General features: G+C 69.9%; 19 protein-coding genes. 11 read left to right on the forward strand and 8 right to left on the reverse strand.

Annotated features, from left to right (window positions below):
• Window positions 1-9: 9 nt before the first annotated feature.
• Window positions 10-1353: an MFS transporter gene (locus ACFVH5_RS30960; RefSeq protein ID WP_385837019.1), complete on the reverse strand. Its 1344-nt coding sequence runs from the start codon at window positions 1351-1353 to the stop codon at window positions 10-12.
• Between the two features lie 279 nt (window positions 1354-1632).
• Between ACFVH5_RS30960 and ACFVH5_RS30965 the strand changes: the two genes are divergently transcribed.
• Window positions 1633-2559 carry a LysR family transcriptional regulator gene (locus tag ACFVH5_RS30965; protein WP_385837020.1) on the forward strand — a complete coding sequence of 309 codons (927 nt, stop codon included), beginning with the start codon at window positions 1633-1635 and terminating at the stop codon, window positions 2557-2559.
• A gap of 57 nt (window positions 2560-2616) precedes the next feature.
• Here ACFVH5_RS30965 and ACFVH5_RS30970 read toward each other — a convergent pair whose 3' ends face one another.
• Genes ACFVH5_RS30970 through ACFVH5_RS30985 form a run of 4 tightly spaced genes read right to left on the reverse strand, consistent with a single transcriptional unit; the run spans window position 2617 to window position 8919 of the window.
• Window positions 2617-3399 (reverse strand): enoyl-CoA hydratase/isomerase family protein, encoded by a 783-nt coding sequence (locus tag ACFVH5_RS30970; RefSeq protein WP_385837021.1) that lies wholly within the window; start codon window positions 3397-3399, stop codon window positions 2617-2619.
• A complete protein-coding gene (locus ACFVH5_RS30975; protein WP_385837022.1) occupies window positions 3399-4658 on the reverse strand; it encodes a CaiB/BaiF CoA transferase family protein in 1260 nt (419 codons plus the stop codon). The genes ACFVH5_RS30970 and ACFVH5_RS30975 overlap by 1 nt, the downstream gene beginning before the upstream one ends.
• 25 nt (window positions 4659-4683) lie before the next feature.
• A complete protein-coding gene (locus tag ACFVH5_RS30980) occupies window positions 4684-6834 on the reverse strand; it encodes a hydantoinase B/oxoprolinase family protein (protein WP_385837023.1) in 2151 nt (716 codons plus the stop codon).
• 30 nt (window positions 6835-6864) lie between these two features.
• Window positions 6865-8919, reverse strand: coding sequence for a hydantoinase/oxoprolinase family protein (locus ACFVH5_RS30985; RefSeq protein WP_385837024.1), 2055 nt, complete (start codon window positions 8917-8919; stop codon window positions 6865-6867).
• A 198-nt stretch (window positions 8920-9117) separates the two neighbouring features.
• On the opposite strand from ACFVH5_RS30985, the gene ACFVH5_RS30990 reads away from it, so the two are divergent.
• The 6 genes from ACFVH5_RS30990 to ACFVH5_RS31015 all read left to right on the forward strand — a co-directional run bounded on the left by ACFVH5_RS30990 (window position 9118) and on the right by ACFVH5_RS31015 (window position 16676).
• Complete coding sequence (locus ACFVH5_RS30990; protein ID WP_385837025.1) at window positions 9118-10950, forward strand: helix-turn-helix domain-containing protein; 1833 nt, start codon at window positions 9118-9120, stop codon at window positions 10948-10950.
• Between the two features lie 187 nt (window positions 10951-11137).
• Window positions 11138-12412: a hydroxymethylglutaryl-CoA reductase, degradative gene (locus ACFVH5_RS30995; protein ID WP_385837026.1), complete on the forward strand. Its 1275-nt coding sequence runs from the start codon at window positions 11138-11140 to the stop codon at window positions 12410-12412.
• Between the two features lie 181 nt (window positions 12413-12593).
• Complete coding sequence (locus ACFVH5_RS31000; protein WP_385837027.1) at window positions 12594-13523, forward strand: hydroxymethylglutaryl-CoA lyase; 930 nt, start codon at window positions 12594-12596, stop codon at window positions 13521-13523.
• Window positions 13524-13545: 22 nt separating this feature from the next.
• Window positions 13546-14328 (forward strand): CoA transferase subunit A, encoded by a 783-nt coding sequence (locus tag ACFVH5_RS31005; RefSeq protein WP_385837028.1) that lies wholly within the window; start codon window positions 13546-13548, stop codon window positions 14326-14328.
• Window positions 14325-14969, forward strand: a complete 645-nt coding sequence (locus ACFVH5_RS31010) for a 3-oxoacid CoA-transferase subunit B (protein WP_385837029.1) — start codon at window positions 14325-14327, stop codon at window positions 14967-14969. The genes ACFVH5_RS31005 and ACFVH5_RS31010 overlap by 4 nt, the downstream gene beginning before the upstream one ends.
• 249 nt (window positions 14970-15218) lie before the next feature.
• Window positions 15219-16676, forward strand: coding sequence for a glycoside hydrolase family 43 protein (locus ACFVH5_RS31015; RefSeq protein ID WP_385837030.1), 1458 nt, complete (start codon window positions 15219-15221; stop codon window positions 16674-16676).
• 204 nt (window positions 16677-16880) lie between these two features.
• On the opposite strand, the gene ACFVH5_RS31020 is transcribed toward ACFVH5_RS31015, so the two are convergent.
• Both ACFVH5_RS31020 and ACFVH5_RS31025 read right to left on the reverse strand, forming a co-directional pair.
• Complete coding sequence (locus ACFVH5_RS31020) at window positions 16881-18749, reverse strand: hypothetical protein (protein ID WP_385837031.1); 1869 nt, start codon at window positions 18747-18749, stop codon at window positions 16881-16883.
• Between the two features lie 171 nt (window positions 18750-18920).
• Complete coding sequence (locus ACFVH5_RS31025; protein ID WP_385837038.1) at window positions 18921-19838, reverse strand: endo-beta-N-acetylglucosaminidase H; 918 nt, start codon at window positions 19836-19838, stop codon at window positions 18921-18923.
• A gap of 569 nt (window positions 19839-20407) precedes the next feature.
• On the opposite strand from ACFVH5_RS31025, the gene ACFVH5_RS31030 reads away from it, so the two are divergent.
• The 3 genes from ACFVH5_RS31030 (at window position 20408) to ACFVH5_RS31040 (ending at window position 23048) form a co-directional block, all read left to right on the forward strand.
• Window positions 20408-20746, forward strand: coding sequence for a hypothetical protein (locus tag ACFVH5_RS31030; RefSeq protein WP_385837033.1), 339 nt, complete (start codon window positions 20408-20410; stop codon window positions 20744-20746).
• 80 nt (window positions 20747-20826) lie between these two features.
• The gene (gene thpR / locus ACFVH5_RS31035) at window positions 20827-21468 is read left to right on the forward strand and encodes an RNA 2',3'-cyclic phosphodiesterase (protein ID WP_385837034.1); all 642 of its coding nucleotides are present in this window, start codon (window positions 20827-20829) and stop codon (window positions 21466-21468) included.
• A 290-nt stretch (window positions 21469-21758) separates the two neighbouring features.
• Window positions 21759-23048 carry an FAD-dependent monooxygenase gene (locus ACFVH5_RS31040; protein ID WP_385837035.1) on the forward strand — a complete coding sequence of 430 codons (1290 nt, stop codon included), beginning with the start codon at window positions 21759-21761 and terminating at the stop codon, window positions 23046-23048.
• A 171-nt stretch (window positions 23049-23219) separates the two neighbouring features.
• Here ACFVH5_RS31040 and ACFVH5_RS31045 read toward each other — a convergent pair whose 3' ends face one another.
• On the reverse strand, window positions 23220-23816 hold the full coding sequence (locus ACFVH5_RS31045; protein ID WP_385837036.1) for a TetR/AcrR family transcriptional regulator: 597 nt from the start codon (window positions 23814-23816) through the stop codon (window positions 23220-23222).
• Window positions 23817-23872: 56 nt separating this feature from the next.
• On the opposite strand from ACFVH5_RS31045, the gene ACFVH5_RS31050 reads away from it, so the two are divergent.
• Window positions 23873-24772: an alpha/beta fold hydrolase gene (locus ACFVH5_RS31050; RefSeq protein ID WP_385837037.1), complete on the forward strand. Its 900-nt coding sequence runs from the start codon at window positions 23873-23875 to the stop codon at window positions 24770-24772.
• Window positions 24773-25072: the final 300 nt, after the last annotated feature.

Raw genomic sequence — 25072 nt, forward strand, 5'->3', positions numbered from 1 at the left:
GTGGCCGGTTCAGGCGACGGTGGGGAGGCTCTCCCGCTGCTCCCGGGCGTCGGTCCCCGGGGCGTCGTCGCGGTGACCCGAGCGGTACCGGGCCAGGGCCAGCACGCTGACCGTGGTCAGCAGCAGGAGCGTGATGTAGTAGCCGACCACCGGCCAGTGGCCGGCGCCCCGGGTGAGCAGCCACTGGGCGACGAAGGGGGTCGAGCCGCCGATGATGGTGCTGCACAGCTGGTAGGCCAGGGAGACGCCGGTGTAGCGGACCTTGACCGGGAACGCCTGGGACAGGAAGCCGGCCAGCAGCGCGTAGTAGCTGCATCCGGTGAGGACGCCCAGGGCCAGTCCCACCCCGATCAGTGTGCTGTTGCGGGTGGCGATCAGGAGGAACATCGGCACCGCGACCACGATGTTGGCGATCAGGGCGCCCGCCATCACCCGCACCGTTCCCACGCGCTGGGCGAGCAGGGCCGCCAGGGGCTGCCACAGGAACTGCAGGACGGCGAGGATCAGGAGGATGTCGAGCATGGTCTGCCGGTGCACGCCCAGGTCGCTGGTGGCCCAGGACAGCACGAAGGTGTTGGTGAAGTACGCGGACGAGATGCCCATGGCGCTGGCACCCACACCGAGCAGGACCAGCACGCGGGAGGTGCGGAACAGCTCGACCACGGGGATCTTCGGGGCGGCGTCCTCCTGCTGCCTGGCCTTCTCGAAGTCGGTGGACTCGGTGACCTTCAGCCGGATCACCAGACCGATGATCACCAGCAGGGCGGAGAGCAGGAACGGGACGCGCCAGCCCCACGTCATGAACGCGTCGTCGGGCAGGTTTCCGACGGCGATGAAGACGAGGGTCGCCAGGATGGACCCGGCCGGCGAGCCCTGCTGGACCCACATGCCCGCGAGGCCTCGGCGCTTGTGCTCGGCGTTCTCGGTGGCCATGAGCACCGCGCCGCCCCATTCGCCGCCGACCGCGATGCCCTGTACGGCGCGGAGCAGGACGAGCAGGACCGGCGCGGCGGCGCCGATGGTGGCGTAGGTGGGCAGCAGGCCGATGAGGGTGGTGGCGGTCCCCATCAGGACGAGGGTGGTGACGAGGACGTTCTTGCGTCCCACGCGGTCACCGATGTGGCCGAAGATCAGTCCGCCCAGCGGGCGGGCCAGGAAGCCGACCCAGAAGGTGGCGAAGGCCGCGAGGGTGCCGGCGGTGGGACTGGCGGTGGGGAAGAACAGCTTGCCGAACACCAGGGCGGTGGCGGTGCCGTAGATGTAGAAGTCGTACCACTCGACGGCGGTCCCGATGAAGGACGCGGTGGTGGCCTGTCTGGCTTTGCGGCCGGCGGCGGATGCGGTCTGGGACATGGCTGACTCCGGGGATAAGCGGCGGTGCCGGCGGGGGATGTGACCTGTGCGCGGCGCGAGGCGGCACAAGGTCCTGCGTTGACCGCGACGCTGCGGTGCCCGTTCGAACGGTGTTGTCCGGTCGGCCATAGTTTCGTGGCCGATCGGCCATACGGTCCAGTACCTTCTGAGCTGTACGGTCATACCTCGGAGGCATGGCCGGGTCCGGGCGGGGATACGGTGCCGTGGCCGGGCGGTGAAGACACGGCGGCGACGCGGTCGCGGTACGACGGAGGCACGATGGAACTGCGGGTCCTGCGGTATTTCCTGGCGGTGGTGGACACCGGCTCGATGACGGCCGCCGCCGCGCGCGTCCATGTGGCCCAGCCCTCCGTCTCGCGGCAGTTGCGCTCCCTCGAACGGGAACTGGGCGCGGAGCTGCTCCGGCGCACCAGCACGGGGGTCCAGCTCACGGCGGCCGGCCGCCGCTTCGTACCCGTCGCCCGGGATCTCACGCTGCGGGCCGCGCAGGGCACGGAACTGCTGCAGGCCGTGTCCGGGCAGAGCCCGCTCCAGTTCCGCGTGGCCTGCCCCAACTCCACCATCACGCATCTCATCGCCCCGTACGTCGCCGAGCTCGGCGGCCCCTTCACCGACGCCCGGGGCTGTGAGCCGGACCAGGTGTACGAGCGGCTGCTGGCCGGGGACGTCGACATCGGCATCTCCACCGCTCCGCCGCCCGGCGGCATGGCGGCACGGCGGCTGGGCGGCCGTCGGATCAGTGCCCAGATGCCCGCCTCCCACCCCGTCGCCCAGGAGGGAGGCGACCTGGAGCTGGCGGGTCTGCTCGACCACCCGGTCATCGTCAGCAGCCGGGCCAGCGCCGTGCGGCGCGCTCTCGACACCATCCTGTACGAGCAGAGCACGCCGCTCAGGCCCGCCTTCGAGCCGCAGTCCGAGGCCATGGCCCAGGCCCTGGCCGCCGCGGGCCACGGCGTGTGCGTGGTCGTCGACCATCCGCAGTTCGACCTGAGCGTGCGCCCCCTGACCGCCCAGGGCCGTCCGCTGGCCATCTCCCTGTACGCCGGGTGGGACCCCGATCACTACGCGCATGACGAGATCGACGCGGCCGTACGACAGCTGTCGGGCTGGCTCATGGCCAACGACGGCGGCCGAAAGCCTGGCAGCCGCTCCCCTGCTGCTCCCGATGCGCCTCTTCACGGCTGAGCCGGCCAGTGGCCGCGGCCGTCGTGGTGGCCGGCGCGCTGGCGCCGGCCACGGACGTCATGGTCGTGGGCGGGAGGGGAAGTCGGGCTCGCGGCGTTCGGTGAACGCGCTCAGCCCCTCACGGGCGTCCGGTGAGGTGAAGGCCTTCTGTCCGTAGAGGGCCTCGCTGTGGAAGGCCTGGTCCTGCGGGAGGTCGCCGAGGCGGAGTACGGCCTCCTTGATGGTCCGCAGGGCGGTACCGCTGCGCGTGGCGAGCCGGTGGGCGCGGCGCAGCGCGGCGTCGAGGAGGTCGGCGGCGGAGACCACCTCGTTGAGCACCCCGTAGCGCAGCGCCTGCTCGGCCGTGACGCGGTCGCCCTGGAGCATCAGTTCCATCGCCCACGCGTAGGGGATCTGGCGGGTGAGCCTGGTGAGCGTCCCGCCCGCCGGCACGACGCCGACGCCGCTCTCGGGGAGGCCGAACTGCGCCGTGTCGGCCGCGATCCTGATGTCGGTGGACAGCATGATCTCGAACCCGCCGCCGAGGCACAGGCCGTTCACCGCGGCGATGACCGGCTTGAACAGCGAGGTGTGCTTCTGGTGCGCGGCGTCCCACCGCGAGATGTCGAAGCGGCCCTCCGCCAGCGCCGGGATGGACTCGGTGAGGTCGGCGCCCACGCAGAAGGCCCGGTCGCCGCTGCCGGTGAGGACCGCGACGGCGAACGCGTCGTTGTCGCGGACCTCGGCGAAGGCCGCGCCGAGTTCGTCGTACATCGCGAGGGTGAGCGCGTTGAGTTTCTCCGGGCGGTCGAAGCGCACGATCGCGACGTCGCCGTCCCTGTCGAGGGTGATGCCGCCCATCAGATGGCCCCCTCTTCCCGCAGTCGCGTGATCGCGTCCTCGTCGAGGTCGGCGAGTGCCCGCAGGATGGTGTCCGAGTGTTCGCCGACCTTCGGCGCCAGTCCACGCGGCTGGGTGGGCGTGTCTCCGAGCTTGACCGGGGATCCGAACATCCGCAGCTCGCCGAAGTCGGGATACTCGACGTCGACGACCATGTCGCGCGCGGCGATCTGCGGGTCCGCGACGACCTCGGCGATGTCCTTGATCGCGCTCAGCGGTACGGCGTCCCCGACGATCTCCTCGAGCTCGGTCTTCGTCCTGTCCTCGAACCACCGGTGCAGCAGCGGCCGGACCCGGCGTTCGTACACCTCGGGGGTGAACCGCTTGGCCATGGTGTCGATCTCGGGGTCGTCGGCGAGTTCGGGCTGTCCGAACAGCTGACAGGACAGGCGCCAGAACTTGTCGGTGTAGCCGCCGAAGAAGACGAATCCGTCCTTGCAGGGGTACAGCTCGTAGGGCTTGACGAACGGGTGCTCGTTGCCGAGGGGGCCGGGGACCTTGCCGTCGACCGTGTAGGACACGACGGCGTTCTCCGTCAGGCTGAGCACCGAGTCCTGCTGGGAGATGTCGACCAGCTGTCCCTGGCCCGTCTTCTCCGCGTGGCGCAGGGCGGCCAGGGTCCCGATGACGGCGTACAGCGTGGCGGAGAGGTCCCCGATGATGGTGCCGACCCGCGCAGGCGGCCGGTCGGGGAAGCCGTTCATCGACCACAGGCCGCCGGTGGCCTGCGCACTGTTGTCGTAGGCGGGCCGGCGCCGGTACGGGCCGTTCTGCCCGTAGCCGGAGATCGCCGTGTACACCAGGCGCGGGTTCTCCTGACGCAGGACGTCGAAGCCGACGCCGAGCTTGTCCATCGTGCCCGGCCGGAAGTTCTCCACGAGGACGTCGGCGCGCCGCACCAGCTTCTTGAGCAGGTCCTTGCCCCCGTCGGTCGACAGATCGATGGTCAGGCCGAATTTGTTGCGGTTGAACTGCGCGAAGAACCCGCTGAACTCCTCGCCGGAGTCCGCCGTGAGTTTGGGCGGGAAGTCCCGGGCGTAGTCCGGGTCCTTCGGGTTCTCGATCTTGATCACGGTCGCGCCGAGATCCGCCAGCAGCATCGAGCAGAACGGCCCCGCCACCACCCGCGTGATGTCGAGGACGACCACACCGCGCAGCGCGCCCTCGGACAGTCCTCCGGGCAGCATGCCCGCGAGGGGCCCGGCGTCGTTGAAGGTCATGTTGGTTCCTTGCTCCGGTTCTCGGTCAGCTCGCGCCGGTGTCCACCCGGACCCGGGCATCGAGCAGGGTGCCGCACGAGGGACTGTAGAACTCGTCGATGACGATCTTCCAGCCGTCGGTGCGGGGGCGGACGCGCACTCCGTGCTCGGCGAGTCGCTCGGCCGCGACGTGGGTGACCTTGTGTGCGTGGTCGCGCCAGTCGTCGCCCGTGCCCAGGCGGGCGCCGCTGGCCGGCACGTGCCAGCCGTCGGCGTCGCGCTGTGGTGCGGAGGCCCGGGCCGGGGAGTCGGCCGGGACGGGCCGCTCCGGGCTGCGGCCGAGGCGTTCCTCGCGGAGCGCGACGCGCGCCCGCGTGGTGGCCGTCTCGTCGGCGGTCCCGTCGGTGACGACCACGCCGTAGGTGTGCCGCGCGGTCTGCTCGGTCACGTATCCGTCCCGGACGTCGGCGGCGACGAGCCGGGGGTCCCGGAGCAGGGGGTCGCCGTAGCCGCCTCCGCCGGCGATCCACTGCACCAGCACGTCACCGTCGCGGATGGCGACGGACTGCTGGTTGATGGCGAGCAGTTCACGCTCCGCGCTGTCCAGCGTGCCGGGGTCGGGCACCCGGCCCTCGGTGAGGAGGGCGGCGACGTTGCTGCGGCGCCAGACCTCGTGGCCGCTGCCTCCGCCGGGCAGTCCCCCGCCGAAGCCGTCGGCGACCACCTGGGCGTTGGGGGCGAACACGGTCTGGGTGACCTCCTGGGCACCGTGCAGGGTCCACGCGAAGCGCAGACCGAGGCCGCCGCGGTGGGCACCGTGCCCGGCGCTCTCGACGCTGAGCTGCTTCCACAGGTAGAGCACCGGGTAGAGCATCTCGTTCATCTCGACGTCCGGCAGCATGTTGTTGACCTGCGTCATCATGCCCGCGCAGTCGAGCCCGTCGCTCTCCGGCTGGGCTCCGGCGCCCATGCCGCCGCCGTCCATGTTGAACAGCACGAAGTACTCGCCGTCGTCGGTGGTGCCCGCGGAGATGCCGCCCGTCCACGAGTCGCCCCACACACCCTGGGTGCGGTCGCGGATGACGTCGTCAGCGCTGGTGCGGCACGCCTCGTTCATCAGTTTCGTGATGACGCGGCTGACCCGGGCCCCGGTCGTCAGGTGTCCGTTGCTGATCGGCGCCGGAGGGCGCGGATTGACGATCGAACCGGGCTCGGCGACGATGTCGAACGCGGTCATGACCCCCTCGTTGAAGGGGACGTCCCACGCGAGGATCGGCACGATGGCGCTGGCGACGCTGCCGACGAGCGCACCGTAGCTGCAGTTGACGAAGCCGTCGGTCTGCTCGCTGGAGCCGGTGAAGTCGAAGGTCACCTGGTCGTCGTGCTTGGTCATCGTGCACGCGACGCGGTACAGCTCGTCGACGTGTCCGTTGTGCTCCGTCCACTCCTCGGCGGTGTAGGTGCCGTCGGGGATCTCACGGACGCGGTCGCGCACGACCTGCTCGGCCAGTTCGAAGGACAGCTTCGTGTAGTCCCGGAACCGGTCGAGGCCGAACTCCTCCGTCGTGGCCAGCAGCCGCCGGATGCCGGTGTTGTTGCTGGCGACCAGGGAGCGCACGTCGTTCCAGAACAGGGCCGGCACGCGGACGTTGTTGAGGAGGATGCGGCGGACCCACTCGACGGGTTCGCCGCGCTCGAAGATCTTGACGCCCGGCGGGAGCCGCAGCGCCTCGGCGTAGCAGTCGTGGGCGCCGGGCGCGAAGCCGCCGGGGGTCATGCCGCCGACGTCGATGAGGTGCGCCTGCGACTGTGCCCAGCCGATCAGCTCGTCGCCGTGGAAGATCGGCGAGATGACGTTGGTGTCCGGCGGGTGGCTGGCGCCGGCGGTGTGCGGGTCGTTGCTGATGAACGCGTCACCGGGCGACAGCTGCTCCCCCTCGATCGCCTTCACCAGGTTCCGTACGGCGACGCTGCCGGAGCCGATGTGGAACTGGACGTAGTCGGAGTAGGCGTAGATGCGGCCGGTGGGGTCGAACAGCGCGGTGTTGAAGTCGCCGGCCTCGGTGATGACCGGGGAGCCCGAGGAGCGGATCATCGCGATGCCCATCTCCTCCACGATGGAGTCCAGGCGCATGCGGATCACTTCGAGGGTGACCGGGTCGAAGCCGTCGGGCAGGTTGTGCGGGGTGCCACTCATGGTCGTCTCCTTCGACGTGCGGGGCGAAAGTCAGCGGTCGGCGAGGCGCATCAGGAAGTCGCCGCCGTCGGTGAGTGCGACGGTGGCACCGCTCGGCACGTACACCGTGGTGTCCGGCTCCTCCAGCAGGCACGGTCCTTCGGCCCGGCCGAGGGCTCCGAATCCGCGGTGCACGTCGATCTCCAGCCGCTTGCCGGTGAGCGGTTCCAGGACCTTGCGGCGGCTGAGCTCGTGCCGCTCCTCGCCGCCCGCGACCCGTTCGACCTTCTGCACGTCGCTGCGCCCGACGGCCCGTACCCGCGAGTTGACCAGCAGGATGTCCGCCTCGGCCCAGGCGGTTCCGGCGCCGAACTCCTCCTCGTAGTCGGCGATGAACCGGGTCCGCAGCGCGGCCTTGTCCGCTTCGCCGAAGGTGCCCGCGGGCAGCCGGGTGGTGACTTCGAAGATCTGGCCCATGAACTTGACGTCGGCCTCGCGGAAGAGTTCACGCCGGTCCTCGGGGATGCCCTCGGCCTCGAACCAGGCCTGTGCGCGCTCCTCCAGGGCGGTGAACTCCCTGTCCAGGTCGGCGGCGGGCTGATCCATCGTCCAGGGGCTCGTCCGTACGGCGGAGAACACGGAGTCGGCGTGCATGAGGCCGTGCGCGGAGAACACGGCGGCGTTGCGCGGGACGACCACCTCGCGTACGCCCGCCTCGGCGGCGATGGCGGCCGCGAACAGACCGCAGGCGCCGCCGAAGCCGACGAGGGTGAACTCACGCGGATCGTGTCCCCGGTTCACCGTGATCTTGCGCAGCGCGTTGGACATCTGCGACGTCGCCAGCCGGTAGACACCTTCGGCCGCGGCGTCCTCGGTGATGCCCAGCGGTTCGGCCACGTGCTCGCGCAGGGCGGCGCGGGCCTGGTCCTCGTAGAGCGGGACGGTGCCGCCGAGGTAGTAGTGCGGGTTGATGAGCCCGAGCACCAGCGCCGCGTCGGTGACCGCCGGGCGGGTGCCGCCCTTGCCGTAGCAGGCGGGGCCCGGTGTGGAGCCCGCGCTGTGCGGGCCGACGCGCAGCAGGTTGCGGCCGTCGACCCAGGCGAGGCTGCCGCCGCCGGCGCCGATGGTCTCGATGTCCACGGCGGTCAGGCTGGTGGGCAGGCCGCCGATCTCGGCCCGCGGGAGCAGCCGGAACTCGTCGTCGATGATCGCTGCCGCGTCGAGGCTGGTGCCGCCCATGTCCGCGGTCAGCACACGCCGGCGGCCGAGCTGCCGGCCCAGCAGGCGGGCCCCGGTGACACCGCCGACCGGGCCGGAGTTGAACATCTGGATCGGGGCCTTGCTGGTCTCCTCGACCGACAGGAATCCCCCGTGCACCTGCATGATCTGCACCCGCGCCCGCAGTCCCCGGCCGCGCAGCTCGTCGGCGAGCTGGTGGAAGTGGGACGCCACGATCGGCTTGACCGCGGCGTCCAGCGCGGTGGTGACCATGCGCTCGTACTCGCGGTACACGGGAGTGAGACGGCTGGAGAGCGTGTACGGGACGTTTGGGTGGTGGGCGTCCAGGTACTCCCCGATCGCCTTCTCGTGCGCCGGGTTGCGGAAGGACCAGAGCAGACAGACGGCGATCGCCTCCGCGCCGGCCGCCAGCACCGCGTCGACAGCGCCGGCGATCGCCTCGTCGGTGAGCGGCGCCAGCACCGTGCCGTGCGCGTCGACCCGCTCCGCGACCTCGATGATGCGGCGGCGCTCCACGATGTCCGGCGGGGCCGCCATCTTGTGCGGGTCGCGTTCGTCGGTGCGGGCCGACCGGGCGATGCGCAGGGTGTCGCGGAAGCCCTGTGTGGTCAGCAGTCCCACGGGGGCGAACTTCTGCTCGTCCACCGCGTTGGTGACGATGGTGTTGCCGAGCACGAAGCGGTCCACGGCGGCGAAGAAGTCGGCCTCGTTCATTCCCGCGCGTTCCTGGAGCACCGCCAGCGCACCCAGGATGCCGGTGGTCACGTCCTTGGTCGAGAAGGCCTTGCCCCGTACGGCGACCCCGTCGACGACCGCCACGGCGTCGGTAAAGGTCCCACCGACGTCGATGCCCACATGAAGAGTCATGCTCGCTGTCTCCTTTGACTGCGTCGGTGCTGTGCGCGCCCGGCCCGCGCAAGGCGGCCCGATGGGCGGCTCGCGCAGGCTTCCCTGCCTCGGCGCTGCTGTGGACGCTACGTGCGCCGTCACCGCGCGGCTATGTATGTTCGGTCCACTGGATTCGAACGGCCGGTGGCTCATCGGCACAGAGGGCGAGGCTCGCACATGGCGGACACTTTTCCGGTCGACGTGGTCGTGAGCCTGCTCCAGGCCGCGTCCGCCGAGCAGGAGGCGGACGTCGACGAGCTGCTGGCGACGGTGTCCCTCTCCCGGCAGGACAGTGTGCGCATCGGCCAGGAGCTGCGACGGCTGCGCGCGACCTCCGACCGGTGGCGGCGCCGTGGTCAGGAGCTGGCGGCGCTGTTCTCCTCCGCGCGTGAGCTCGCCCAGCTCCGCGACGTCGACGAGCTGCTGGGCCGGCTCGTGGAGCGGGCGCACGACCTGATGGGCACGGACGTCACCTATCTGTCCGAGTACCAGGAGGACAGCCGCGAGCTGCTGGTGCGCACGACTCTCGGGACGGTCGCGCCGTCGTTCCCGGGTCTGCGGGTTCCGCCCGGGATGGGCCTGGCCAGCCGGGTGGTCGAGGGACGCCGGCCCTGCTGGACGTCCTCCTACGCCACGATGACCCAGGCGCCGCACGACTCCGGCATCGATTCCGCCGTGACCGCGGAGGGCCTCGTGTCGATGCTCGGCGTGCCGCTGCTCGCGGGTGACGAGGTGATCGGTGTGCTGTTCGCCGCCAACCGTGTCGAGCACGCGTTCGCCCCGGAGGAGATCTCCCTGCTGTCGGCCTTCGCCGACCATGCCGCCGTCGTGCTGCAGACCGCGCGGCTGCTGGCCCGTACCCAGGACGCGGCCGACGAGACCCGCCACGCCTACGGTGAGCTCGCCCGTCATGTGGAGGCCATGGAGCGGGCCAGCGAGGTGCACAGCGAGCTCACCGGTCTGGTGCTCCAGGGCAGTGAGGCGTCGGATGTCGCCACCGCGCTCGGCCGGGCCCTGCGGTGCCGGGTGACGCTCCTCGATGTGGGGCGTCTCCAGGATCCCGTGGCCACGGCGGTCGACCGCAGCCGCCGCAGCGGCCGGTGCACTCCGACGGACGGCGGGTACGTGGTCGCCGTCCTGGCCGGCGCGACCCTGCTGGGCGCGCTGCTGCTGGAGCCGGGTGAGGTTCCCTTCGGACCGGTCGAGCTGCGCACCGCGGAGCGCGCCGCCCAGATCACCGCGCTGCTCAATCTGAAGCAGGACGCCATGATCGAGGCCGAGCAGCGGGTACGCAGCGACCTGCTCGCCGATCTGCTCTCCGCCGACCCCGAGCGCCACGCCGACCTCGCCACCCGGGCCCGCGCGCGGGGCATCCGGCTCGACGAACTGCGTTCCGTGGTCGTGGTCGCACTGCCCGCCGAACTGCGTCATGAGGCCGTCCGCGGCCTGCGCCGCGAGAGCGGACTGATCGGGGAGTACGCCGACCATGTCATCGCCCTCACCACCGACTCCGACCCGGCCGCCGCGAGCGCCTCCGTCCATGCCACCGTCGGCCGCACCGTACGGGCCCCCGTGCTGGCGGTCGGCGCGGGCTTCGCGGACCTGGACCACGATCTGCGCGCCCAGATCGAGGCGGCGTCGGCCTGTGTGGGCGTCCTGCCGGCCCTCGGACTGGACGACGCGGCCGTCACCTCCGACGCCTACCTCCCGTACACGGCGCTGTTCGGTCCCGGCGAGCCGCGCGTGGCGACGTATCTGCGGCGTGTCATCGGCCCGCTCCTGGACTGGGACGACGCGCACGCGGGCAAGCTCGTGCCCACCCTGGCCGCCTATCTCGGCAACCGGATGAGTCCGGTCGCCACCGCCCGCGCCCTCCACCTGCACAAGAACACGGTGCTGCAGCGGCTGGAACGGACGGCGGAACTCCTCGGAGCGGACTGGCAGGAGCCCGACCGGCTCTTCCGGATCACGGTCGCGGTCCAGTTGGCCCACCTCACGAGAGGTGCGTGAGCACCGGAGAGGCTTGCGCACCCGACGGGCTCGCTCCGAGGAGCGGACTCCGGACTCGGCAGGGCCGATCGTCCAGCAGATCGGCAGAGCACATGGGCCATTCACCCATACCTGTGCCGACGGAACGGAACTAGCGTCGCCTACCGCACCGAGCCGTTCGGTGACCACGACGCAGTGGAGGGGCCGCATGCCGCGCACCAGCCGTATCCAGGGTCTACGGGACCTGTCCGTCGACGCACGCCGGCGGATCGTGGCGGAGTCCGCCACCGTCGATCCGCAGCGCATCGCCGCCTTCGCCCCGCAGCACGGCCTCGGTGTCGAACTGGCCGACCACATGATCGAGAACGTGGTGGGCGTCATGGAGCTCCCCGTGGGCGTGGCGACCAACTTCGTCGTCAACGGCCGTGACGTACTCGTGCCGATGGCCAGCGAGGAGGCCTCCGTGGTCGCCGCGGCCTCGAACTCGGCGAAGGTGGCCCGCGCCCACGGCGGCTTCTTCACCTCGTCCACCGAGCCGGTCATGCAGGCCCAGGTGCAGATCATCGGTGTACGTGACCCCGAGGCGGGCCGGCTCCGGCTGCTGGAGGCACGCCAGGAACTCGTCGAACTGGCCGACGCGCAGGACCCGAAGCTGGTCGAGTTCGGCGGTGGCGTCCGTGACCTCTCGGTGCGGGTCGTTCCGTCCCGGGCCGGCACCTACGTCGTCGCCCACCTGCACGTGGATGTCCGCGACGCGATGGGCGCCAACGCGGTGAACACCATGGCCGAGGCCGTCGCCGTCCGGGCCGGCGAGATCGCGGGCGGCCGTACGCTGCTGCGGATCCTGACCAACAAGGCGGATCTGCGCCTCTCCCGGGCGCGGGCGGTCTTCGATGCCGAGGCGCTGGGCGGCGAGTCGGTGGTCGACGACATCGTGCACGCGGCGGCGCTCGCGGAGGCCGATCCGTACCGTGCGGCCACCCACAACAAGGGCATCATGAACGGCATCTCCGCGGTCGTGCTCGCCACCGGCAACGACACCCGCGCGGTCGAAGCCGGCGCCCATTCCCACGCGATCTCCCCCACCGGGCGCTACACCTCGATGTCGCGGTTCGAGAAGGACGCCGACGGAAACGTCGTCGGCACCCTGGAACTGCCGATGCCGGTCGGGCTGGTGGGCGGTGCGACCAAGCTGCACCCGGTGGCGCAGGCCTCGATCGCCCTCCTCGGTGTCACCACGGCGACCGAGCTGGCAGAGATCATCGTCGCGGTGGGACTGGCGCAGAACTTCGGCGCGGTACGTGCGCTGGCCACCGAGGGCATCCAGCGCGGGCACATGTCGCTGCACGCCCGCAACGTCGCTCTCACGGCGGGTGCGAACGCGGAGGAAGTGCCTGCCCTCGTGGCCCGTCTCGTCGCGGACAGGCAGGTCCGCGCCGACCATGCCCAGCGCGTCCTCGCCGAGATGCGGGCCGGCCGCTGACGCCGACCAGCAGGCGCACGGTGCCAACAGGCGCGCGGTGCACGGACGGGAGACTCGGTCCAGGTCCCCGTACGCCCGTCGCCCACGTCGCGCCGCCGACGCATCCATCCCCGATCCCCGGTACGGCCGCGGTGCTGCGCCCCTGCCGTGTCGACCGCGCTGCACCACCGGAGGTTTCCCAGTGACCGGCTACGGCATCGATCAGCTGCCCGGGCTCCCCGCCCGGGTCACCGTCTGCGAAGTCGGTCCCCGCGACGGGCTGCAGAACGAGTCCGCGACCGTACCGGCGTCCGTGAAGGCGGAGTTGGTGGAGCGCCTGGTCGACGCCGGGCACCGCGTCGTCGAGACCACCAGTCTCGTCCATCCGAAGTGGGTGCCCCAACTCGCCGACGCGGAGGAGGTCCTGCGTCGCATCGACCGCAGGCCGGGCGTGCGGTACCCGGTGCTGGTCCCCAACATGCGAGGCCTGGAGCGGGCCGTCGACCTCGGGGTCGACGACATCGCGGTGTTCGGTTCGGCGACGGAGAGTTTCGCCAGGGCCAACCTCAACCGGACGGTCGAGGAGTCCCTGGAGATGTTCGCGCCGGTCGTCGGACAGGCCCGCGAAACCGGGATGCGGGTGCGCGGCTACCTCTCCATGTGCTGGGGCGATCCCTGGGAGGGCGAGGTCCCGATTCCGCAAGTGGTGGCCGTGGCCACCCGGCTGATCGCGCTGGGCTGCACCGAGTTGTCCCTCGGCGACACCATCGGCGTCGCCACTCCCGGCCGGGTCGCCGCCCTGCTGGACGCCCTCACCGCGGGCGGCGTACCGGTGGAGAGCGTCGCGGTGCACTTCCACGACACCTACGGTCAGGCCCTCTCCAACACCCTGACCGCTCTGCGGCACGGGGTGACCACCGTCGACGCCTCCGCCGGCGGCCTGGGCGGCTGCCCGTACGCGAAGTCCGCCACCGGCAACCTGGCCACGGAGGATCTGCTGTGGCAGCTCGCGGGCCTCGGCATCGACACCGGAGTGGATCTGGACAAGCTCGTCGAGACGAGTACGTGGCTCGCCGATCTCCTCGGCCGGCCCAGCCCTTCCCGCACCGTCCGCGCCCTCGCCGGCGGCTGACCGACCCAGAAAGAGCACACGTATGCCTGTCAACAAGATCGTCGGGAGTGCCGCCGCGGCCGTGGCCGACATCGCCGACGGTGCCGGCCTCGCGGTCGGGGGGTTCGGGCTCTGCGGCATCCCGACGGTACTCATCGAAGCTCTCGCCGATGCCGGCACGACGGACCTCGACGTGACGTCCAACAACTGCGGCACCGACGGGCGGGGGCTCGGCATCCTGCTGGAGCGGCGGCGGATCCGCCGGATCACCGCCTCGTACATCGGCGAGAACAAGGAGTTCGCCCGGCAGTATCTCGCCGGTGAGGTCGAGGTCGAGCTGACTCCGCAGGGCACCCTCGCCGAGAGGCTTCGCGCAGGCGGCTGCGGCATCCCCGCCTTCTACACACCCGCCGGGGTCGGCACGGTGATCGCCGACGGAGGCATGCCGCTGCGCTACGGGCCGGAGGGCGAGGTCCTCGTGTCCTCGCCGCCCAAGGAGACCCGACGCTTCACCACGGAAGGCGTCGAGCGCGACTACGTCCTCGAACACGGCCTCTCCACGGACTTCGCGCTGATCCGGGCGGCCCGGGGCGATCGCTACGGAAACCTCGCCTTCCATTCCTCGGCGCGGAACTTCAACCCCCTGGCCGCGATGGCGGGACGGGTCACGATCGCCGAGGTCGAAGAGCTGGTCGAGCCCGGCGAACTCGGTCCCGACGAGGTGCATCTGCCCGGCATCTACGTCCATCGCGTCGTCGTACTGACCGCGGAACAGGCCACGGCGAAAGACATCGAGAAGCTGACGGCCCGAGAGGTGACCGCATGAGGACCCGGGAAGAGATGGCGGCCCGCGCGGCTGCCGAACTGCGCGACGGCGAGTACGTCAACCTCGGCATCGGAATGCCGACGCTGATCCCCGCGTACGTCCCCGAAGGCATCGACGTGGTGCTGCACTCGGAGAACGGCCTGCTCGGAGTGGGTGACCATCCTCTGCGCGCGGATGTCGACCCCGACCTGATCAACGCCGGCAAGGAGACGGTGACGCTGCGCCCGGCCGCCTCCGTCTTCGATTCCGCGTTGTCCTTCGGAATGATCCGCGGCGGCAAGGTCGATGTCGCCGTCCTCGGCGGCATGCAGGTCTCCGCGGCCGGCGACCTGGCCAACTGGACCGTACCCGGCCGCATGATCAAGGGCATGGGCGGAGCCATGGACCTCGTCCACGGCGCCCGCCGGGTCATCGTGCTGATGGAACACACCACCCGGACCGGCGACCCGAAGATCGTCGAAAGCTGCAGCCTGCCGCTGACCGGGAAGGGCGTGGTCGACCGCATCATCACCGACCTCGCCGTCATCGACGTCGGGCCGGACGGACTCACGCTCCACGAAACCGCACCCGGCGTCGACGCCGACACGGTCCGCGACCGCACCGCGGCGGTGCTGCACGACGCCCGGCGAACCGTCGGCTGACCCGCCCACACCCGCCGGTTCACGGTCGGGCCCGTCGACGGGACGCGGCGGAGGGCTGCGCGGGCCGCCTCGGCCGGGTGGCGGGCCCGGCGAGGCCTTTCCGTACGCGTCCCGCTGGAATCTATCGGCACGTCAGAATCTCTGCACCCACCTCTTTACAACGATGTAATCGCTGTGTTGCCATGAGCACCCACCAGCTCATGTCGCGCCGTCCGTCACACAAGGACCTCGATACGTGGGGAGCCAGCGATGCGTGCCCGGCCCATCACCTCTTTGGTAACCGCCCTGTTCGCCCTGCTGATCGGCCTGATCTGCGCTCCGCAGGCCCCCGCCACGACATCACCGACTGCGGCTGCGAGTGCGAGCGCGGCAGCCTCGGGAACCTTCCGCAATCCGCTGAACACGGGGCCCGACCCGTTCATGACGTACGCGAACGGGGCGTACCACCTCACCACCACACAGGGCGGCAGCATCAAGATGTGGCGTTCCCCCTCGCTGGGAACCCTGCTCGACGCCGAACCGATCACCGTGTGGACGGACACCGACACCTCGCGCAACCAGCACATCTGGGCAGCCGAGTTCTACCGCTTCGACAGCCGCTGGTACATGTACTACACGGCCGACGACGGAGTGGACGACCACCACCGGCTCTACGTCCTGGAGTCGGCCGGCGACGACCCGGCGGGGCCCTACCACTTCAAGGCGAAGCTGACCCCGCCCAACCACACGAACGACTTCGCCATCGACCCCGGGATCCTCCAGCACAACGGCCGGCTCTATCTCGCCTACAGCGGCATCAACGCGTACCAGCACAACGGGCTGAACATCGCGCCCATGTCGAACCCGTACACCGTCTCGGGCAACGCCGTCGCGCTGAACGGGGCGGGCGGCTGCCCGGAGGTCCGTGAGGGCCCCGAGTTCCTGTATCGCAACGGCCGTACCTGGATGACCTACTCGACGTGCGACACCGGGAAGCCCGACTACCAGGTGTGGGAGATGTCCCTGCCGAGTGGAGCCGACCCGCTGGTGGCCGGCAACTGGACCCAGCGCAGCGGGCCCGTCTTCGCACGCAACGACGCCAGGGGCGTGTTCGGTCCCGGCCACCACGCCTTCTTCCGCTCCCCCGACGGGACGGAGGACTGGATCATCTACCACGCCAAGACCACGTCGGACCTCACCTACAGCAACCGCACGACGCGCGCCCAGAAGATCGGCTGGCGAGCCGACGGCGGCCCCGACCTCGGCACGCCGCTCGCCATTGGTGCCACGCAGAACCTGCCCTCCGGTGACCCCGGGTCCGGCAACCACTGGATCAACGACGACGGCCGTTCCAGCGGCAACGGCACGGTGACGTACCAGGGTTCGTGGAACTCGGGCACCGGCTGCGCCGCGCAGTGCTTCTGGGGCGACGACCACTGGAGCGACGGGACCGGCAACACCGCAACGTTCACGTTCACCGGCACCAGGATCGCGCTGCTGTCCGTGAAGGACACCGGCAACGGCATAGCCGCCATCCGCGTCGACGGGGGCGCCGAACAGCGCGTCGACTTCTACGGCGCCATCCGGACCGGCGAGACGCTCCAGTACCTCAGCCCACGCCTGCCGTACGGCACGCACACCGTGCAGGTACGGGTCACCGGGGAACGCAACTCGTCCGCCGGGGCGGCGTTCGTGAGCGTGGACCGCGCCGAGGTCTACACGGACTGACGCGCTCTTCGCACAGCAGCTCTTCGCACAGCAGGTTCTGCGGAGCGGGCTCGGCCGGCCATCGTGACGGATGCGATCGGCCGGCATGCAGCAGCCCCTTCCAGGGCTGCTGCGGCTGCGACTGGTGCGGCTGCTGCCGGTGTCGTGGGCTGCCAGCACTGGTCGTCGGCGCTGGTTGTCAGCGCTGGTCCTCGGCGCTGGTTGTCAGCGTTGGTCGATCGCGAGTCCGCGCGCCGCGAGTTCGGCCAGGACAGGATCGCGTCGGCCCTGGAGTATCTGTCCGTTCATCTGCAGTGACTTGTTGAGCCGTCGCAACGACTTCATCTTGAGGAGGGGTCCGAGCTCGGTGAGGGCGTGGTGGCCGCCGAAGAGGAGTTCGCTGAGGTCGGGCAGGTCGACCAGCGTACTGATGTCGGTCACTTCGTCCAGGTAGCCCATGCGCAAGGACTGCAGCGACGTGAGACCGGCCAGGGGCGACAGATCCTGCCAGTCCAGGTGGGAGAGATAGAGCCGGGTCAGCCGACTGAGGGCGGGGAAATCCGTCAGCTGCGGAATCCGGTCCACGCTCAGTGCGCGCAGGTCGGGGCACGTCTCCAGGACGTCGAGCGAGTCGAGGCCCGGGGTCCGGTGGAGTGTCAGGTCGGCGACCGGGGTACCGGCCAGTCCACTGATGTCCTTGAGCGCACCGCAGTCCCGCACACCGACCTTGGTGAGCGCTGTCAGGCCGTCCAGACGGCCGAGGTCGGTGAGCGAAGGAAGACCGCTGAACTCCAGTTCACGCAGGGTCGGCAGATCACCCATGTCACCTGGGCTGCGCAGACTCTCGGTACGGCTGACGGCCAGTTCCTCCAGGGCACTGCGGGAGTCGAGGCCCGTGAGGTCCAGCAGCCCGGAACACCTGTCGAGACCCAGTCCGCGGAGGCCGGGGAGGGAGGCGAACGGGGAGAGGTCCCGGATCAGGCCCAGCCCGTCCAGATCGAGCCGGAACACACCGGCAAGGCCGGCCAGCTCAGTGACGTCCGCCAGCGCGGGGCAGTTCTCGAAGGTGATCCGCTCCAGGGAGGCCAGGGATCCGACTCCCGCGACGGAGGCGAACCGTTCGCTGTCCGCGATCCGCAGCTCCGTCAAGTGCGTCAGGGCGGAGAGTCCGTGCAGGTCGAACAGCTCCGGACAGCCCTTGACCGCCAGCTTCGTCAGACGGGGGTGGTGTCCGAAGCCGCGGAAGGACTGGAAACGGGTGCAGTCCTCGATGACCAGCTCGGAGAGGTCGGCTGCCGCGGCGATGCCGGTCAGGTCACGAAGCTGCTTGCAGCTCTCCAGGCGCAGGGAGGTGAGTGCGGGCACGTTCGTCAGGCCGGTCAGGTCCCGCACGCCCGTCCAGCCGAGATCGAGGTGGGTGAGGCGCGTCAGACCGGAGAGCTGCGCCGGGGATTTGAAGGACCGGCAGCCGCGCAGGTTGAGGTGCTCAAGCAGGGGGAAGGCCGCCGGGAAATCGATCACCGAGGCGACCCGGGTGATGCTCAGATCGAGGTGACGCAGTTGGCCGAGGGTCAGCAGCGGCTTGACGTCGGACACCGGACGGCAGCGGTGCAGGCTCAGCCGGGTGAGCCGGGTGAGGCCGCCGAGGGGGGTCAGATCCTCGACTCCCGCGCAGCCGTTCAGGTCGAGGTGGCGCAGGTCGGTGAGCGCGCCGAGTTCCGTGAGGTCGGTTATCTCCTTGCAGCGGTCCAGCGTCAGCGAGCGCAGCATGGTGAGGTGCCGCAGGCCCGACACCGAGGTCACGCGCTTCAACGTCAGCTCCGTACGGCCCTCCCGGCGGAAGGCCGGCACGAGCATGGCCGCGGCGTAGCCGTCCGGATCGCCGACCGTCGGCCACAGTCGCAGCAGTGTGTCCAGGGCGAGGTCCGCGGCCGGCGCGAAACGGGCGGCCAGCTCCAGCGCGGCGCCTTCGTCGACGACCACCACCAACTCGCGCACCGCTTTGCGAGCCTGTGCCTGACTGGCGGTGTCGAGCAAGTCGGAGAGGGCCAGGACGAGTTCGTCCGGGTTTCCGCGGCCGGTGATCGAAGTCATGGCCAGAACCTTACAACTCCGTTCCTGACGGCCCGTGAAGACCATTCACAGCCCGCCGCCCACCCGTTCGACGGCGACCTCGTCCGCCACTCCCAGGCTCAGCAGAGTCGGGAGGGCGGAGGGGTCGGGCGGCCTGTGCGCGCAACGCCACACACCCAAGTGCGTGATCGCTCACGGTGTGTAGACGGCGGTACTGCCGTACAACTCCCTCGTGAACGCGGAGATGTCCGCGCTGCGGTCGGCGCCGTTGAGGTTGTACGTCAGGAAGACTCCGTACCCTTCGCTCACGGTGCGGCGGGCGAGAGTGGTGACCGTGCTCTGCGATGTCCCGCCGATCTCGACGGCCGCCGGCGACAGTTTCGACTTGGGCAGTCCGATGCCGGGGACCTGCCAGCTTCCGTAGTACGGGTTCCAGGCGTAGTCGAACTTGGACGAGATGTCGACACCGCCGTAGGACAAACGGGACGCGGCCGGACCGATGTTGTAGAGGCTGACTATCTTGTCCGGCATGTTCGCACGGAGCGCCGTCACCAGGTGGACGAAGGAGCTGGCGTTGGGCTGTCCGGTGCCGTTGTTGCCGTACTCGGCGTACTCGTCGTCGAAGTCGATGCCGTCGAGACCGTATCTCGTCACCGTGTCCGACAGCTGCTTGGCGAACGCCGATGCCGTCTGCTGGGACGGGAAGTTGGCGAAGCCCGCCCCCTGATGGTTGCCCAGCACCGACAGGACGACCTTGATGCCCTTCTGCTGCAGCGGCCGTATCTGGGTGGCGGCGTTGTCGAGGACACGCTGCACGTTCGCGTTGAAATACAGCTGTGCCGTCTTCGTGCTCGTGTCGTAGTTGATGTTCGCCGCGAAGATCACGGCAACGTCGAAGACGTTGCCGCCACCGTTGGCGAGGGTGTACTTGCCGACGTTCAGCATGCTGTTGTTGTTGACCTCGACGTACGCCACCGCGGTCGGCCCGGCCTTCCTGAGCGCCGGGGCCGCCGTGGCGTGGGTCGTGACGGTCGAGCCGAGGGCGAGGGCCGCGACGGTCGAGAGAACGACCGCGGCTGCCTGCATCCTGCTCCGTACACGGGTGAGCATCACTGATCGGTCTCCTGTCGCATGGCCGGCACTCGCCCTGCCCGAACCCGCAGAACAAGCGCTCCGGGCCCCGACAGCAGTGTGCGATTCCTTCCCAACTTCCACTCACGTCACACTGCAACTCGCTTATTGCTGGCGGCACTTGACGACTCAGCGGTGGTCTGCATCCTCTTCGAGCGCCTTGGACACCGCTTCCTGTGATGCATTTCGGCCATCAGCGTTGTCTCGTCACTAACTGGGTCAGCGATTGTTCAACTTGACGTACAGCCATCCGTGCCCTGTGCCCTGTGTACGAGGCCGGTGTCGGTGGCTGGTGGTACCTGTAAGGCATGGAAGATGCGATGGCTCAGTTGCGTGAACTCTTTCCATCCGAGGTTCGTCGACCTCCTCTTGGCTGGGAGGCGCTTCGGTCCTGGGAGGACCGGCAGGCACTGGTGTTGCCGGAGCCGTATCGCACCTTCGTGGCAGAGGTCGCAAACGGAACGGATGAGGGGCCTCCTGACGAAGGCGGGCTGCTGCCTCTGGGAGTGAAGCCGGCCAGTTGGTCCGGATGGGAGGGGGAATGCTGGTTGAGCCCGGAGCCGTTCGACGGCACCGCCGCACGAACACCGGACCTGCCCTTCCCTCTCGAAGAGGAATGGCAGTGGGAGTACGACTACTACGACCACGCACTGCACTCCGCCTTGTTGCATCAGGTCTACCAGCGTGGCTCCGTGCTGCTGGGCAGCGACCGACCGGGTGAGTACTGGACATTGGTGGTGACCGGACCTCAACGCGGGCAGGTGTGGTGGCTCGGTGACGGATGCGCCACGCCGTACGCCGATTCCCCGCCCGAACCGCCTACCGACGGTTTCCTGCGGTGGGTGAGGCACTGGCACGCCGGACAGGGCTGGTGGCGTTCCGAGTAGCACCTACGGCCCGGCTCCCCGTTCCCGGCTCCGCCTGATCGAACTTCGGCCGCGCGGACGCATGAGGTAAGAAGGCAACCGTGACCGAACCGCCCCACACCGCCACCCAGCACGCGTTTGTCGCCCTCGCTCCGCCCGACGACGCGAAGAACGAGCTGGCGCACGCGCTGAGCCCGGCCTATGCCGCCTATCCCGACCTGCGCTGGAACCGTATCGAGGACTGGCACGTCACCCTGGCCTTCCTGGGCGAGCTGCCGGTGCAGGCAGTCCAGCTGCTTCGTTCGCCCCTCGCCGACCTGGCGGCTGCCCGCCCCGCTCTCGAACTGGCCCTGCTCGGTGGCGGACACTTCGACGAGCGCGTGCTGTGGAGCGGCATCAAGGGCGACCTCGACCAGCTGCACGAGCTGGCCGAGGCAGTACGAGCGCGGATCAAGGACTGCGGCGTCGCCTTCGCCGAGCGTCCACTGCGTCCCCACCTGACGCTCGCCCGCGCTCGCCGCTACGACATCACGTCCGTCACGGCGGCGGCCACCTGCCTCGACGGCTTCACCGGACGCCCCTGGCAGACTGAACGTCTCCACCTGGTCGGCAGCACGGTGAACGGCCACCCGGGCCCTCGGCGCTACCAGGACATCGACGCATGGACCCTGGCCGTCGCTTCAGAGGATCCGCACGCATCTGAGTTGAAGCGGGGCCAAACGGCTTCCGGCGGCACTTGGTGATCAGCTCACCCCGGACCGTTGGCGAGACATCCCAGCACAGCACAGCACTGCGCCGCGCGCGCCGCGTCGTATATGCGCGGCGACCGTACGACGACGCGCCCGCGTGGTTCGCGAAGAACGAGTCGATGAAGGCGTCGGCTTGAGTCTCATCGAAGTCGACGTTTCTCATCAAAGTCTGCCGTGACCGATGAGTTCCGTGCGGATCCGCGGTCGATACGGCTGGACACACCGAAAGCGGTGGGCCTGCGCTGGGGACGTTCCAGCGCGGGAGGAAGCAGATGGAGGCTGTGATGAGCGTCGACGACTCCGACCAGGGGCACGCGATCCGGACGGACGGGCAGAGGACGCGGGCCAGTGGTCCCAGGGTGTTGGTGGCCGGGGCGAGCATCGCGGGCCCCGCGCTGGCCCACTGGCTGCGCCGGCGTGGGGCCGAGGTGACCGTGGTGGAGCGGGCTCCCGAGCTGCGTCCGGGCGGGCAGGCGGTGGACGCGCGCGGGATCGCCAAGGAGGTCATCGCGCGCATGGGGTTGGACGCGGCGGTGCGCGCGGCGTGCACCGACACCGCCGGCGCGCACACCGTGGACGCGGACGGGCGGGTGCTGGAGACCTTCCGTGCCGAGGACGACGGTGGCGACGGGTTCATCGCGGACATCGAGATCCTGCGCGGGGACCTGTCCCAGGTGCTCTACGACGACACCCGCGACGGCGTCGAGTACGTCTTCGGTGACCGCATCTCCGGGATCGCCCAGGACGCGGACGGGGTCGACGTGGTCTTCGCGGGCGGCGACCGGCGGCGCTTCGACTTGGTGGTCGGGGCAGACGGGTTGCACTCGGAGCTGCGGACGATGGTCTTCGGGTCGCATGAGCGGTTCCTCCGCCACCTCGGGCAGGTGCTGGCCTTCTGCAGCGTGCCCAACGAGTTCGGGCTGGACCGTTGGCTGCTGGAGTACCAGGATCAGGAGTCGGGGCGCTCCGCCCTCCTGCGGCCCATCCAGGACGCCACCCGGGCGATGGCCATGTTCTACTTCGCTTCGGCCGACTTCGACGTCGACCACCGTGACGTCGCAGCGCAGAAGGCCCTGCTGCGGGAGCGGATGACGGGCCTGGGCTGGTTGACCCCGGACATCCTCGCGCACCTGGGCGACACTCCGGACTTCTACCTCGACCAGGTCGCCCAGGTGGTGATGGACCGCTGGTCGAGTGGACGGGTGGTGCTGCTCGGGGACGCGGCGTTCAGCTCGTCGCCGATGTCCGGGCAGGGCACCGGGCTGGCACTGGTCGGCGCCTACGTACTGGCAGGAGAGCTGGCCGCTGCCGGATGGGACCCCGCCTCCGGGTTCGCCCGCTACGAGACGCTGATGCGCTCGTACGTCGAGGCCAATCAGGAGATCGGCAGGTTGAACGCCCGCAGCCGCGACATCCCCGGACCGGACGCCGAACCGCTCCCGGACTTCACCGGCGAGTGGTTCACCGAGTTGGTCGGGCGCGCGATCAACGGCGTCGAACTGCCCGACTACGCGGGAGTACCGGACTCCGCAGCCCCGGCGAAACCACCGATCACTCCATCGGTTATCGCATAACGAGTCGAGAGGGACCGCTGCCGGGGGCCTGCCAGTCCCCTACCAGTGGTGCTGGCCACCTCTGCAGGAGGCGGTCGAGATGGCTGATGTCTTGGGTTGCAGGCCGCGGTGGCACCCGGATGCCCGGATGCTGCGCTTCATCACGACGCCCCTCCCGGTGCAGCTCACCCATCAACCACCGTGCGGTCGGTTCGGCACAGCCTTGGCATTCTCAGCGGCGGCCGTCGCGACGATTGCCAGGTCCTCGCCCGAGTAGCCGACGCGGCTCAGCACGGCCAGGGATTGGTTCGTCGCCAGCGTGCACAGCGCCAACTCGGCCGCCGACTCCTCACCGGCCCCCGCCGCCGACAACGCCTCCTCCAGCCTCGCCCGCAACCCGTCGATCGTGGCGCGGACCATCGCCCGCCCCTCCACGTCGAGCGCCGGAAACTGCGTTGCCGACACTGTGAGCAGGCAGCCGTCCGGGACCGTCGGGTCAGCGATGCGGTTCAGGGCGACCTGCAGGAAGGCGGCCACAACGTCACTCGGGCTCGCGTGGGGGCCGGACAGCGCGCGCTCGTACAAGGGCTGGTAGGCCTGCGCGTACCGCAGGAGGCTTTTGCGGAAGAGGGCGCTCTTGTCGCCGAAGGTGCCGTAGAGCGATCCCCGTCCCAGGCCCGTGCCCTCGGTCAGGCGGTCGATCGACGCCTCCGAATAGCCCCAGCGCCAGAAGACGTGCATCGCGCGTCGTAGTGCCTCGTCCACGTCGAATTGCTTACGGCCTGCCATGTCCGTCAGCCTACACATCTTGTATCGATCGTTCAAAGATGCGTAAGGTCTCCCGCATGACAAGCATGAGTTCGCTGCGGCTGCCCGACGGGTTCCTCGACGTCTTCACCAGCCGGCTCGTGGAAGTGAACGGGGTACGGCTGCACGCGGTCACCGGTGGACACGGCCCGGCGCTGCTGCTGATCGGCGGGTGGCCCCAGACCTGGTACGCCTGGCGGGAGGTGATGCCCGCGCTCGCCCGTGAGCACACCGTCGTCGCCGTCGACTCGCGCGGGGCCGGGCTCTCCGACAAGCCCGACGACGGGTACGACGCCGGAACACTGGCCGCCGACCTGGTCGCGTTGATGTCCGCCCTCGGGCACGACCGGTTCGACGTGGTCGGCCACGACATCGGTACGTGGACCGGATACGCCCTCGCCGCCGATCACCCCGAGCAGGTGGGCCGACTCGGCATCCTCGAAGCGGTGATCCCCGGTCTCACGCCGTCCCCGCCGTTCTTCGGCCCGGCCGCGGTCAACCTCAGGCTCTGGCAGTTCGGCTTCAACCGGCTCACCGACCTCAACGAGGAACTGGTCCGGGGACGCGAACAGCTCTTCTTCGGCTGGCAGTTCGCCACCAAGGCCGCCACACCGACCGCGATCCCCGCGTACGCCGTCGATGTCTACGTCGACGCGATCACCGCGGATCCCCGCGCGCTGCGGGCGAGCTTCGCGTACTACCGAGCGCTGGACGAGACGATCGCGCAGAACGAGCGGCGCGCCAAGACCCGGCTGAGGCTGCCGGTGCTCGGCGTCGGCGGCGCGCTGTGGAGCGGCGAGAATGCCGCCCACACGATGCGGCTGGCGGCCGACGACGTCACGAGCGTCGTCCTCGACGACTGCGGCCACTACCCGGCCGAGGAGCAGCCGGCACGGCTCGTCGAGGTCCTGGAGGACTTCCTCGTGACCGACCGATAGCGGGCACGCCACCCGGCTCAACTGCACGCACACAGGCGGGGCTTCGCACACTCCGCTCCGCCGTGGAGCAGGCCTTCGCCCTCCTCCACCGTTCGACCCGCCGGAGGCATCGCACCCTTTGGCCGCGCCTATGCCCGCGCCTATGCCCATGCCTTTGCCTGCGTCTGTGTGGAGCAGCTCCGAAAACGATTCGGGCGGTGGGCCCGGGGGGTTAGGGGGGGCCCGCCCCAGCAAAGAACGCGGGCGGGCAAAGCCAGAAAAAATCTTTATTGATGATCGTGGTTATGTATGGCCGATATT

This window comes from Streptomyces sp. NPDC127119, from assembly GCF_042677425.1.
GTDB lineage: Bacteria > Actinomycetota > Actinomycetes > Streptomycetales > Streptomycetaceae > Streptomyces.